13 protein-coding genes are annotated in these 13,075 nt (G+C 43.2%); 6 read left to right on the plus strand and 7 right to left on the minus strand.

Going from position 1 to position 13,075, the window contains the following annotated elements; translation table 11 throughout:
- Nucleotides 1–20 precede the first annotated feature (20 nt).
- Nucleotides 21–1,175, plus strand: a complete 1,155-nt coding sequence (locus QNM16_RS08465) for a chorismate mutase (RefSeq protein WP_284020083.1) — start codon at nucleotides 21–23, stop codon at nucleotides 1,173–1,175.
- Nucleotides 1,176–1,254: 79 nt separating this feature from the next.
- On the opposite strand, the gene tyrA is transcribed toward QNM16_RS08465, so the two are convergent.
- The 6 genes from tyrA to QNM16_RS08495 all read right to left on the minus strand — a co-directional run bounded on the left by tyrA (nucleotide 1,255) and on the right by QNM16_RS08495 (nucleotide 6,982).
- Nucleotides 1,255–2,400: a bifunctional chorismate mutase/prephenate dehydrogenase gene (gene tyrA / locus QNM16_RS08470; RefSeq protein ID WP_284020368.1), complete on the minus strand. Its 1,146-nt coding sequence runs from the start codon at nucleotides 2,398–2,400 to the stop codon at nucleotides 1,255–1,257.
- A gap of 255 nt (nucleotides 2,401–2,655) precedes the next feature.
- Complete coding sequence (gene rplS / locus QNM16_RS08475; protein WP_284020084.1) at nucleotides 2,656–3,015, minus strand: 50S ribosomal protein L19; 360 nt, start codon at nucleotides 3,013–3,015, stop codon at nucleotides 2,656–2,658.
- Between the two features lie 33 nt (nucleotides 3,016–3,048).
- Nucleotides 3,049–3,813 (minus strand): tRNA (guanosine(37)-N1)-methyltransferase TrmD, encoded by a 765-nt coding sequence (gene trmD, locus QNM16_RS08480; protein ID WP_065791929.1) that lies wholly within the window; start codon nucleotides 3,811–3,813, stop codon nucleotides 3,049–3,051.
- Nucleotides 3,813–4,346, minus strand: coding sequence for a ribosome maturation factor RimM (gene rimM, locus QNM16_RS08485; protein WP_235405332.1), 534 nt, complete (start codon nucleotides 4,344–4,346; stop codon nucleotides 3,813–3,815). The genes trmD and rimM overlap by 1 nt, the downstream gene beginning before the upstream one ends.
- A gap of 17 nt (nucleotides 4,347–4,363) precedes the next feature.
- Nucleotides 4,364–4,612 (minus strand): 30S ribosomal protein S16, encoded by a 249-nt coding sequence (gene rpsP, locus QNM16_RS08490; RefSeq protein ID WP_284020085.1) that lies wholly within the window; start codon nucleotides 4,610–4,612, stop codon nucleotides 4,364–4,366.
- A gap of 270 nt (nucleotides 4,613–4,882) precedes the next feature.
- Nucleotides 4,883–6,982, minus strand: coding sequence for a TonB-dependent hemoglobin/transferrin/lactoferrin family receptor (locus QNM16_RS08495; protein ID WP_284020086.1), 2,100 nt, complete (start codon nucleotides 6,980–6,982; stop codon nucleotides 4,883–4,885).
- A gap of 242 nt (nucleotides 6,983–7,224) precedes the next feature.
- Between QNM16_RS08495 and QNM16_RS08500 the strand changes: the two genes are divergently transcribed.
- Genes QNM16_RS08500 through QNM16_RS08515 form a run of 4 tightly spaced genes read left to right on the plus strand, consistent with a single transcriptional unit; the run spans nucleotide 7,225 to nucleotide 10,615 of the window.
- Nucleotides 7,225–8,043 carry a heme/hemin ABC transporter substrate-binding protein gene (locus QNM16_RS08500; RefSeq protein ID WP_284020087.1) on the plus strand — a complete coding sequence of 273 codons (819 nt, stop codon included), beginning with the start codon at nucleotides 7,225–7,227 and terminating at the stop codon, nucleotides 8,041–8,043.
- Entirely contained in the window at nucleotides 8,040–9,089 is a 1,050-nt protein-coding gene (locus QNM16_RS08505; RefSeq protein WP_284020088.1) for a FecCD family ABC transporter permease, read from the plus strand. Before QNM16_RS08500 ends, QNM16_RS08505 begins: the two co-directional genes overlap by 4 nt.
- Nucleotides 9,082–9,879 (plus strand): heme ABC transporter ATP-binding protein, encoded by a 798-nt coding sequence (locus QNM16_RS08510; RefSeq protein WP_284020089.1) that lies wholly within the window; start codon nucleotides 9,082–9,084, stop codon nucleotides 9,877–9,879. Before QNM16_RS08505 ends, QNM16_RS08510 begins: the two co-directional genes overlap by 8 nt.
- Entirely contained in the window at nucleotides 9,872–10,615 is a 744-nt protein-coding gene (locus QNM16_RS08515; protein ID WP_284020090.1) for a HugZ family pyridoxamine 5'-phosphate oxidase, read from the plus strand. Before QNM16_RS08510 ends, QNM16_RS08515 begins: the two co-directional genes overlap by 8 nt.
- A gap of 55 nt (nucleotides 10,616–10,670) precedes the next feature.
- Here QNM16_RS08515 and ffh read toward each other — a convergent pair whose 3' ends face one another.
- A complete protein-coding gene (gene ffh, locus QNM16_RS08520; RefSeq protein WP_046354729.1) occupies nucleotides 10,671–12,050 on the minus strand; it encodes a signal recognition particle protein in 1,380 nt (459 codons plus the stop codon).
- A gap of 163 nt (nucleotides 12,051–12,213) precedes the next feature.
- Here ffh and QNM16_RS08525 point away from each other — a divergent pair, with 163 nt between their 5' ends.
- Nucleotides 12,214–13,017 carry a cytochrome C assembly family protein gene (locus QNM16_RS08525; protein ID WP_284020091.1) on the plus strand — a complete coding sequence of 268 codons (804 nt, stop codon included), beginning with the start codon at nucleotides 12,214–12,216 and terminating at the stop codon, nucleotides 13,015–13,017.
- The last annotated feature ends 58 nt before the right edge of the window (nucleotides 13,018–13,075 follow it).

Here is a 13,075-nt window from a genome sequence, read left to right on the forward strand (position 1 = left end):
GCAAAATGGGAGTGAGGACCATGACGCAAGATACTTTAAATGCATTGAGAACAGAGATTAACGAAATAGACTCTGAACTATTAGTGCTACTGGCTAAACGAAGAAGAATTAGCCACGGAGTACTGGAGTATAAAATAAACAACAATAAGCCAATTCGAGATGAAGAGCGAGAGTTGGCACTACTTGAAAAGCTCATCAGTTACGGAAAATCTTTAGGTCTTGACCCGTTTTACATAAACAACGTTTTCCAAGTTATCTTGGAAGATTCTGTTCTTAATCAGCAGGCTCTATTGCAAAAGAGTTTAAATCCAGATGCAGTGAATGACACCCACCGAGTAGCTTATCTCGGTGGACAGGGCTCTTACAGCCAACTGGCATGTCACAAGTATTTTAGCCGACGTCCTGGCAAAGTGGTTGAACTAGGCTGTCAAACATTTGAAGAAATCACCACATCTGTGGAACATGGTAAAGCTGACTTTGGTATATTACCAATTGAAAATACCAGTTCAGGTAGTATCAACGAAGTATTTGATTTAATGCAGCATGCGCAAGTGTCTATCGTTGGAGAAGTGACACACAGCGTAGAGCATTGCTTGCTAGCAAAGCCAGGCACTGAACTTAAAGATGTGAAAAAGATATTTGCTCACCCTCAGCCTTTTGCCCAGTGTAGCCGATTCTTACAAAACTTAGCAGATGTCATTCATGAAACCTGTGATTCAACCTCCAGTGCTATAAAATTTGCCACAGAATGTGAGCACAGTGCCGCTATAGGTTCTGCGCAGTCTGGTCGCGCCCAAGGTTTAGAAGTCATTAAAAGTGAACTAGCGAACCAAGCTGAGAATCACAGCCGTTTTATTGTTGTGGCGAGAAAACCACTACAAGTCTCTACTCAAATACCCACTAAAACGAGTCTTATTATGGCAACCAAGCAGCATGTCGGTTCACTAGCAGATGCATTGATGGTGTTTAAAGAGAACAGTATCAATATGACAAAACTTGAATCTCGCCCAGTACCAGGTAACCCTTGGGAAGAGATATTTTATGTTGACCTTCAAGCAAACATTGCTGATCCAATTGTTCAAAAAGCTCTTGAAGCCCTTAAAGCGCACACGCAAACGGTAAGAATACTCGGCTGTTATCAAAGTGAGTCGCTCAAAGCGGTAGACCCAATCTAATAGTCAACCTTAGGTTTTCGTGAACGGGTAATAAAATAAAACAGTGGAAAAAGCGCTATATACATAGCGCTTTTCAAATTTAGGAAGCAAGCTCATCTAACACTTTCGCATCATTGGCTTTATTTAAAATCCCACGGCTTTGCGCTAAGAAGGTATACGCACTGTTAGAGAAGTAAGCCTGTGCTTTATCAAAGCCATCGATCAAGGCCTGCTTATCACCTTGCTTTAAGCTCTGCAGCGTTTGTGCAAAAGTATCTTGATAGCTGGCAAGCAGCCCTTCGACATCTTCGAACTGAGCTAACATGATATCAGCATACAATTCCGGAGACTGCGCAAATAAGCGGCCAACCATCATTAGTTCTAATTGATAAATAGGTGATGAGCAGCTGCGTAGCTCTTCCAGAGTGTGGCACTGTTTTGCTAAGAACTGCCCATAGACAAACGTTGTTAAGTGGCGCATAACCTGAATAATCTGCATTGCTTGATCATGCTTTTTCGCTTCCATTGGCACAATATGGCATCCCCATATTTGCAGCTGTTTTAATAACCCACTGCATGCGTTCTCATCACGGCCATGACAAGCAACTACAGTTTGCTTAACCCAATGCGAAATATCAGGTCCAAACATCGGGTGTAAGCCAACCACTGGGCCTGCGTGTTTATTGAGTAAACTTTTTAAAGGGCTTTGCTTAACAGAGGTAATATCTGCCAAAATGCATTCAGGGTCTAATGGCGGCAAATCTGCTATTACTTTATCTAAACTGTTTATAGGCACACTCACCAGTACGAGTTTAGCGCCTGCTAACACTGAGCTGGCATCCGTTTGCTGAGATTTGTCGAGTATTTTTACCTCATACCCTGAACGTTTAAACTGTTTTGCAAACAACTGGCCCATCGCACCTTGACCACCGACAATCACAATAGGTGAAAGTTGTGGCGCTGCACATGCCAATTTACTTTGTTGGTTTTCATAAGCTTCACGCATCATGCGACGCAAAATATCTTCTACCAACTCCGGGTTAACGCCTTTCTCTTCGGCCTGCTGACGGCGAGCAGCGATCAACGCCGCCTCTCGATCTGGAGCATGTAGCGCTGCGCCCTTCTGTTGTTTGATCTGACCAACCTGTTCGGTCAGTCTTCTTCGCTCAGCAAGTAAGCTCACCAGTTCACTATCACAACGATCTATCTGTATGCGCAGCTCATCTAGGCTTAAGTTCTCTCTCATTCCCATACCGTAAACCTTAATTTACACCAGTAAATAATAAATTACACTCAGTCTAACAGGACGAATTTTATTAAGAAAGCGTCAATTTGTTTCTTCATACTATTGTAGGGTACAAACGCAGGAGTTTTATACTAAGTAAAAAATAAGAAAGTGTTTTGAAGTGAGTTTGGTGGCTAATATCGAAAAAGTGAGAGTCTAAAACCAAACAGACCGCATAAAGCGGCCTGTTTGTTAAGCATAGGTATTATGCGCGTATTAGTTAAGTTTCTCTTTAATACGTGCAGATTTACCAGAACGCTCGCGTAAGTAGTAAAGCTTAGCACGACGAACCGCACCACGACGCTTAACTGTAACGCTATCAACCACTGGGCTGTGTGTTTGGAAAACACGCTCAACACCTTCACCGTTTGAGATCTTACGAACAGTGAAAGATGAATGAAGGCCACGGTTGCGCTTAGCGATTACAACACCTTCAAAGGCCTGTAGACGCTCTTTGTTACCTTCTTTTACACGTACCTGTACAACTACTGTATCACCAGCGCCGAACACTGGTACGTCTTTTTTAAGCTGCTCTTCTTCAAGCGCTTTAATAATATTTTGGTTTACTTTTGCCATTTTATTTCTCACATTCCTAGGAGTAACTGTCTTCTAGCCACAAGCTTCATGTTCTTGCTGAAATTCAGCGAGAAGCCTTGCTTGCTCCTCAGTCAGAGCTAGGTTACGCAACAAGTCCGGACGGCGTAGCCAAGTCCTGCCTAATGACTGCTTTAAGCGCCATTTTGCAATTTCTTTGTGGTTCCCACTGAGTAATACAGCAGGGACCTGCTTTCCATCCAATGTTTCAGGCCGAGTATAGTGAGGGCAATCTAACAGGCCATCCGAAAATGAATCCTGCTCAGCAGACTGATTGTGACCAAGCACACCTGGCACTAATCGCGCGACTGCGTCAATAAGTGTCATAGCGGGCAATTCGCCACCACTGAGAATAAAATCACCGATGGACCACTCTTCGTCTACATGAGACTCGATGATCCGTTCATCTATACCTTCATATCGACCCGCAACTAAAATCAACTTCTCAGACGTTGCCAATTCAGCAGCGCCTTGTTGGTCTAGTTTGCGCCCCTGTGGAGACATGTAAATTACTTTTGCACCATCGCCAGCTGCAGCTTTTGCATCTAGAATGGCTTTTTCAAGCGGCTCTACCATCATCAACATACCTGGACCACCGCCATAAGGGCGATCATCTACAGTACGATGTTTGTCGGTCGCATACTCTCTTGGATTCCAACAATTGAACTCAATCAAACCGTTTTTCACAGCTCGACCAGTTACACCTTGCTGAGTAACTGCATCAAACATTTCAGGGAACAACGATACAACGCCGACCCAAAGTTTTTGCTGTTCACTCATTAAAATGCTGGATCCCAATCAACCGTAATTTCACGTTCTTCATGCTTAACTTCAACAATGACAGAATCTGTCAAAAATGGAATTAAGCGTTCAGTCTGACCAAATGCATCTTTTTTGTTTGCTTTCACAACCAAAACGTCATTTGAGCCAGTCTCCATAAGGTCATCGACATGACCTAAGTTATAACCTTTATTGGTTACAACCGTCATACCAATTAAGTCTCGCCAATAAAACTCCCCTTCAGGTAATTCAGGAAGCTGCTCACTATTAACGGCAATTTCAGCATTGGTATAAGCCATTGCTTCATCTCGGTCGTTAATGTTCGCAAATTTAGCGATGAAACCCTTGTTGTGGCGACGCCAGTCGCTCACTTCAAGTGCTTGCCATTTACCTTGTTGCCCTATCAACCATGGGCTGAAATCGAAGATCCCTTGGGGATCATCAGTAAATGAATGCACCTTAAGCCAACCCTTAATACCATAAGGGGCACCTAATTTGCCGACAACAAGTGTCGAGGTGTTATCTTGACTCATGGTTACACTTACGCCTATTAAGCCGCTTTACGAGCGTCTTTAACTAACTTAGCTACGCGATCTGAAAGAGATGCGCCCTGACCTACCCAGTGATCAACACGAGCAAGATCTAGACGAAGTTTTTCTTCCTGACCAGAAGCGATTGGGTTAAAGAAACCTACTTTCTCGATGAAACGACCGTCACGCGAGAAACGGCTATCCGCAACCACGATTTGATAGAATGGACGCTTTTTAGCGCCGCCACGTTGCAAACGAATAGTTACCATACCGTCCTCTACATAGATTGACTGTTTTCATTAATAAGATATAACTTCCCACTACGGGAAGCTGGGGAATTGTACGAGTTTTTCTCAACAATGCAAGTATGTTTTAGATTTAATTCTCAATCTTGACATACCTAGGTCGGTTTAGACCTAAAATGCAATCATCATTTGGCTTCGTACCCGCCAAAATAAAGAAACGGATGCTGTTGAAAACACCCGTTTAAATGCTCAAGCAAAGCGAATATCGCCTTGCTCGCAGGGAGACATTACCGCCTAGAAGGTATATTTAGCATTAATCGCAAAATTACGTCCTGGCTGTGTGTATTGCTCTAGGTTCGCATCAGCCGCTTGCCCTGCAACACTTTCATAAGGAATATATTCTTTATCTAACAGATTAAAGACACCTGCATTGAGTCGCAGGTTGCCGAAATCATACTCAGCATAGAGATCGACAGTTCCCCAACCACCAGTTTTAATTCTGTCATCAGTTGGAACCTTAGTCATACGCTTAGCCGCTTTAAACGCTGCTGTAACTGACCAGCTGTCCATTTCATAACGCGTCTTTGCAAAGCCGTTTAGAGGACTAATTGAACTTAGATATTCGTTAGTTTCTTTATCTTTACCTTGTACATATGTAAGACCAGTTTCTACAGAAACATTATCATTTACCCAAACGGTAAAGTTCGCTTCTAATCCTTTAATCTCTACCTCACCAATATTGTGGTACTGATAATACGTCTTAGGCGGCATGTTAGGTATTTGACTAGGCTCAACACGAACTACCTTATTACCTATAAAGTCATCGAACTTAGTATTAAATAGTGTTACAGAAAACTGCTTTGAGTCAAAACCACCTTTCACACCAAACTCTATACTGTCACTGGTCTCTGGGTCTAGCTCAGGGTTCGGTAAAATCTGGTAAATAGGTTCAACACCGTGGCTTTGATATGCTAGATCATGAGGTGGAATTTTAAAACCACGAGAGTACTGTGCCACCACATTCAAATTATCTGAAACTGCATATACTAAACCAAGCTTTGGCGATAGTGCAGTTTCACTGATATCCCCAAACTCTGTGCCCTCATAAAGCTCGCTTTGTTTTGCATCCATATCATACTTATCAAGACGCAAGCCCGCGTTCAATGTAACAGCATCAGACAAAGCAATATTATCTTGTACAAAAAGCCCTAACATGGTGGTGTCTGCACCAGGGAATGTTTTTTGTCCCTCATTATCAAACACTTTATTACCTTGTGCATCAATTCGGGTTTTTAGACGAGGTCTTGATGTTTCATAACCATCATAATCAAAACCATAAACAAGTTGATGTGACACAGAACCAAACTCTAGCTGCTTATCTAATACTAAGCGTGCACCAAGAATAGACTGCTCGAAACGATAGTCGTTGTAATCCGTGTAAGGCCCAATACGGCTGCGACTTCCATCATTAGCACGAGTCTGATTACTGATCTGTTCAAAGTCAGTATAATAAACTTGTGTACTTAAGTTATCGTAAAAACTTGTCGCTGTTGAAGTATCAAACTCTAATGACAAAGAAAGGCTTTCGTTATCATCTCTTGTTTCATACTCATTTGCCGTGATTACTTGCTCGCTGTCTTGGTCAAAGTAATCAAGCGTCGCCAAAACACGCTCGCTGTCAGTCAATTTAAACTCCGACTTTAGCAATAACGCATTTGATGTGTAGTCAAATCCTGGAAGATTTTCTTGATAATTCTGCGTTTCTTCGCCATCTCTACGCGTCACTTGAATAGATGTGGCGTTTAGATCACTAAGTTGCTTAGCAAATGTTGCTGTGGCGCTTTTTTCCGAGTTAACGCCGTAATAGCCAATACCAACTTGAGCATAACTATCTTCATTAGCTAGGTAATCAGACGGATTTTTTGTCGATATAACAATAATGCCACCCAAAGCATCAGAGCCATAAAGAGATGATGCAGCACCTTTTGCCACTTCAATTTGCTTTACGTTATCAACATCAAAGTAACCGCGACCAATGATTAAGCCGCCACCACCAGAATAAGCATCATTCAAGCGGCGTCCGTCTTTGACGTAAACAACACGATTTCCACCAATACCACGAATATTGAGCGCTTGGGCTTCACCAGTTGAGCCCGTAGTTGTGATCCCTGTTTGATACTTAAATGCACTATTTAAGTCCACTGCTAACTCACGTTCAATTTCTTGTTCGGTGACAACATTCACAGAGCCCGCAACATCCTCAAGCTTTTGCTCAATACGCGACCCTGATACTACGATAACCTCGCTGTCTTTCTCAAATTGCTCCGCAACTGAACTTGGCGCAGTAAAGACCGCAGCTGCAATACTTAGCGAAATAGTAGTTTGTTTAAACATTATCTTTTAACCTCAAACAGGAAGAACGAATAAATTTCGCTGTGCACTATAAAGGTATTTTTAAACTATCACAAACGATAATTATTTGCATTTCTATAATCATGTAGATTTTAGTTTCTTGAGAATGTATTATTACCGCCATTGGATACACAGACTCATAAGGGATTTATCAGTCGCTCAAACTGCCCTTCAAACGAGCAGTAACGAGTCAAAAACTCAAGTAATTAACACGTGAGAGAACAATGAAACATACCCTTTATATTGGTATTTTACTGATGCTGAGTAGCTTCGCTGCGAACGCAGAACGCTTGGTCGTCGCAGGTGGCACCATTACAGATATCGTCTATGCGCTCAATGCAGGTGAGTCTGTAGTTGCAGTAGACACTTCAAGTACATGGCCACCAAAAGCAACAACTCTGCCAAAGGTTGGCTATTATCGTGATTTGGCCGCAGAAGGTATTTTATCGCAAAAGCCAACCATGGTTTTGACCCTAGAAGGCGCCGGCCGCCCTGAAGTACTCACGCAAATTAAAAGCACTGGAGTTCTACTCAAGTTGTACGGAAAGCCAAAACATGTTCAAGGGCTTTTTTCTCTTATCACCGAAGTTGCAACCGATCTCAATAAAAAGCCTCAAGCAGAACAGCTAATCAACTCTTTAAAAAAGCAATTGCCAAGTAAATCTAAACGCTCAGGTACGAAGGCATTATTTATTCTCTCTGCTGGTGAAAGAGGTGTGATGGTCGCAGGAAAAGAGACTGTACCAGATGTCTTATTTGACTATACGGGCATTGAAAATATCGCTGTACATAATGGTTTTAAGCCCTTTAACCGTGAAGCTCTATTAATCAGTAACCCAGACTTTATCGTCGCACCCAGTCATGTTGTCTATGGCGCAGGCGGCCCAGGAAAGTTCTGTAAGCAAGCATCCCTTGCTTTAATCCCAGCTGCGAAGGAATGTCGTCTATTAGTTATGGATTCTCTAATGGCACTCGGTATGACTACTCGATTACCTGAAGCCATTGCCAAACTAGACGCATTTCATCGTAAGCAGGCATTATGAGCAACACCGCACTTCCCCTTTTAAATTCAAATCAACATTTAAAGTGGTACTGGTTGAGCGGCTTATTGCTGCTTGGCCTTGCTTGGCTCTCTCTCAGTAGCGGTCCTGTTGGGTGGGATTGGAAAATGCCCATCGCTTGGATATTACCCAATACCATGACAATGGATATTAATGAGCTGCAAATGAGTGTCGTATCACAAATTAGATTACCTCGATTGCTACTCGCCATTTTAGTTGGCTCCGTGCTCGCTTGCAGCGGCGCTGCAACGCAGGCACTATGTCGCAACCCGCTAGCCGATCCTAGTTTAATGGGCGTCACAGGTGGCGCGGCGGTCGCTGCCATTGCCGTTATCGCACTCGCTCCCAAAGTCAGCTTTATTAATGAAGCCATGGTTGCACCTGCCGCATTCGTAGGTGCATTAACCATCACTTCTGTCATTTACCGTCTAGCCAATCATCAAGGTCAGGTTCAAATCACAACATTATTATTGGCAGGCGTCGCCATTAATGCCATTGCCATGGCCATTATCGGCTTATTCAGCTTTTTTGCTGACGACAGTTCATTGCGTTTGATGACTTATTGGCAGATGGGGTCTTTAGGCGGCGCGAGTTGGTCAGCAATGATTTACGGCGCTCCTCTTATCATCATCAGTACCATCATGTTGATTTTGAAGAAACGCCAAATAAACGCACTAATGCTTGGCGAAAGGGATGCAAGACATCTAGGTGTTAATGTGAAACGCCTAAAAACCGAAGTTGTCTTTCTCGTTGCGCTCGGTGTCGGTGGTGCCGTTGCTATGGCGGGTATGATTGGCTTTGTTGGGTTGGTTGTTCCCCATATCGCGCGCTTATTAGTGGGCCCAGATCTACGAAAAATGCTCCCTCTGAGCATGCTTTTAGGGTGCTTATTAATGTTACTTGCTGATTGGATAGCACGCCTGATTGTCGCACCCTCTGAGTTACCGATAGGTATTGTCACTGCGCTATTTGGCGCGCCATTTTTTATCTATCAATTAGTGAAACAAAAGCGAGGTGCTCATGCTTGAGTGTAACAATATCTCGATTACGCGCGGAAACAAGCGCATTATTCACGATCTGTCTTTTGCTGCGCAGCAAGGTCAATTTATTGTCTTACTTGGAGAGAATGGTGCGGGTAAATCGACCTTATTGAGCGCAATATGTGATGATCTGTCCTATTCAGGTGATGTGTTATTTCACGATCAGCGGATCCATCAACTTGACCCTCAGCAACTGGCGACCAAACGCGCCATGCTGCTGCAAAACAACCGTGTCAATTTTTCTTTTAGTGCTGCAGAATTGATTGCAATGGGGCGCTACCCCTATCACGAGACTAGATCAGCACAGGCTGAAGTGGTCAATGAGGTTATCCTGCAAATGTCTCTAGAAACGTTAGCTGACAGAGATGTTACCGTACTATCAGGCGGTGAGTTTCAACGTGTGCAATTTGCACGTTGCATTGCGCAGCTTGATGCACATAAGCCTGGAACGTCAGGCAAGTTGATGTTACTGGACGAACCAACCTCGGCATTGGATCTGCATCATCAACATATGACATTAAGCAAAGCGAAATCTTTTGCGGAGCAAGGTAATACCGTCATTGCTGTATTACACGACTTAAACTTAGCATCATTATATGCTGACAGAATTTTACTGCTGCACCATGGCGTCATCTATCACGACGGCAAGCCACAGGATGTCTTACGTCCTGAGGTGCTGCAACCAATATACCGTGCTGGCATGCAAATTAACTTGCACCCCAGCTTTGAAATCCCTATGATTTTTTCAGAACCGCTAACAGGAGCCTCCAATGCGTGAACAAGCCGCTTTTGAAGCACGCACCTTAGTAAGACAGTCATCTGTCTGTGTGATCTCAACTATTTCTAAAAACCTACAGGGCTACCCTTTTGGATCTGTGTCTCCTTTTATGACGGACAATCAAGGTAGGCTAATTTTTTATATTGCAGGGATAGCGCAACATTCAAGAAACCTTACTGAAGATAGCCGCATGTGTGCGACCGTATTTGATGCTGCTGATCAAGGTGACCAAAATGCACACGCACGAGTAACTGTCGTTGGTGATGCAGTGCCGGTGCCTGCTGAAGAGTCAGAAGCCTTGCTTGAGCGCTATGAGCGTCAATACCCTGAAGCCATATCTTACCGCCAAGCCCATGACTTTCAGTTATGGCGCATGGAAGTAAAGCGCGTTCGTTACATTGGTGGATTTGGTCATATCTTCTGGATAGAAGAAAACGAATGGCATGCACAAGAGCCAGAATGGACGCTAGAAGATGAAAAGCGCATGGTTGAACATATGAATGACGACCATGCTGATGCCAACCAGCTTATGCTGAACCTGATCCACCAAGTGCAAGCTGACGACGTCATCATGACAACCATTGTCCTCGATGGATGTTATCTTCGCGCCAATGACAAAAACTACTATGTTCAGTTTGAAAACGTGTGTATGGATAGTAAAGCAGTGAGAATGGAACTTGTTAGACTGACCAAGGCTGCACGCAAAGCACTTAGCTCTGAGGCCGAACAAGATTAGGGCTTGATAAAGTAAAAAGGGTAGTGACATCACTTCCCTTTTTTGATTCAGTTAATTAAAACTTAGGACCGCCGCCACCAAACATACCTGGAGGCATCATACCTTTCATGCCGCGCATCATTTTCATCATGCCGCCCTTGCCTTTCATCTTCTTCATCATCTTCTGCATTTGAGTGAATTGCTTAAGCAGCTTATTGATATCTTGTACTTGAGTACCAGAACCTGCAGCAATACGCTTCTTGCGAGAGCCTTTGATGATTTCAGGACGCGCACGCTCTTTTGGTGTCATTGAGCTGATAATCGCTTCCATCTGATTAAAGGTTTTGTCATTGACTTGACCTTTCACTGCATCAGGTAGGTTATTCATGCCTGGCAGCTTTTCTAACATCGACATCATGCCGCCCATGTTTTTCATTTGCTTTAATTGCTCAGCAAAATCTTCCAGTGTGAAGCCATCACCTTTAAAGACTTTTTCCGCCACTTTTGCAGCTTTATCTTTGTCAACTTTTGCTTCTACTTCTTCGATAAGTGATAACACATCACCCATACCAAGAATACGCGAGGCGATACGATCTGGGTGGAATGGTTCAAGCGCATCTGTTCGCTCACCCACACCCATAAACTTAATCGGTTTTCCTGTGATATGACGGATAGATAACGCTGCACCACCACGTGCATCACCATCTGTTTTCGTTAAAATCACACCCGTTAAAGGAAGCGCTTCATCGAATGCTTTTGCCGTATTGGCGGCATCCTGACCTGTCATTGAGTCAACAACAAATAGCGTTTCAATTGGATTAATCGCCGCGTTTAACTCTTTGATCTCGTCCATCATGTCACTGTCAACGTGAAGACGACCTGCGGTATCCACCAGCACTACGTCGATGAATTTCTTTTTCGCATGACTGACAGCATTATTGGCAATATCAACTGGTTTTTGAGAAATGTCACTTGGGAAGAACTCAACATCTACTTCCTGTGCTAACGTTTCAAGCTGCTTGATTGCCGCAGGACGATATACGTCGGCACTCACAACCAAAACAGATTTTTTCTTTTTCTCTTTTAAGAATTTTGCAAGTTTACCCACACTGGTCGTTTTACCAGCACCTTGCAAACCCGCCATCATCACAACAGCTGGAGGCTGAGCGTTAAGGTTTAGCTCTTCATTCGCTTCACCCATCGCCTTTTCAAGTTCTTCACGAACAATTTTAATGAAAACCTGACCAGGACTTAGACTCTTGGTGACTTCAACACCAACAGCACGCTCTTTCACTTTTTTTACAAACTCACGCACTACAGGCAGTGCAACGTCTGCTTCAAGTAAGGCCATGCGCACTTCGCGCAGTGTTTCTTTAATATTATCTTCGGTCAGTCGGCCCCTGCCGCTGATGTTTTTAAGCGTTTTTCCTAAGCGTTCTTGGAGGTTCTCAAACATGTATCGCTTCCACTATCTCGTAATTACGCAACATTATACTGATATGCGCGCAACTAATACAGTATTCAAGTTATACAAAGATTCTTTTTACAAAGTCTATGCAAGCGGCGAGGCTTAAAATACAATAGCCTATAAAAGGACCACGAAAGTAGACACAAAGTTCATGATCATCATTTTGTCATTATTGGCGAGCCTGTTTTACATACTAGCAACTGGACACGTGCTTTCACGTTTATTCCATAAAGAAGGCCCAAGTCAAAAGCTAACCGTTATTTTAAGTACGGTGGCGATATTGAGCCATATGCTGGTATTGGTGAATTCGGTGTTTACTCAGTACGGCCAAGACTTGAGTACCATTAATATTGCCCTGCTGACTTGCTGGGTTATTGTGGTCTCTGTTACAACGGTCTCATTAAAATTCCCTGCAACTTTATTGTTACCCGTGGTTTATGGATTTGCAGCGATTTTGCTTATTGCCAGTTTATTCATCCCTCACCACATTATCATGGATGACATCAATGTAGATATTGGCTTAGTCACACATATCTCTTTGTCGCTGTTGGCTTACTGTATTTTAATCATCGCCACTTTGTATGCTGTTCAGTTTTACTTTATTGATAAGCGTTTAAAAAGCAAAGATCTTGCAATCATGAATAGCCATTTGCCTCCGCTGATGCAAGTGGAGTCTCAGTTATATCAACTCCTCACTGTCGGCACCGGACTACTCACGTTGGCATTGATTGCTGGGTTTGTATTCTTAGATGGTATGTTTGATAAAGCGTCTATCCACAAAACAGTATTATCATTAATTGCGTGGACAATTTTTGCCTCAGTCACACTCGGCCACCACCAATTTGGTTGGCGTGGAAAGCCAGTCGTTTTTGCCATTATTGGTGCATCTGGCATTGTCACCTTGGCTTATTTTGGCAGCCGATTTATCCAAGAAGTCATCTTAGACAAATTTTAATACAAAAAAATAAGCGTCGAGCTTGACTCTGCTTCTATGCTGACGCTTAATAACCTTT

The sequence above is a fragment of the Pseudoalteromonas umbrosa genome (assembly GCF_030125375.1).
Taxonomy (GTDB): domain Bacteria; phylum Pseudomonadota; class Gammaproteobacteria; order Enterobacterales; family Alteromonadaceae; genus Pseudoalteromonas; species Pseudoalteromonas umbrosa.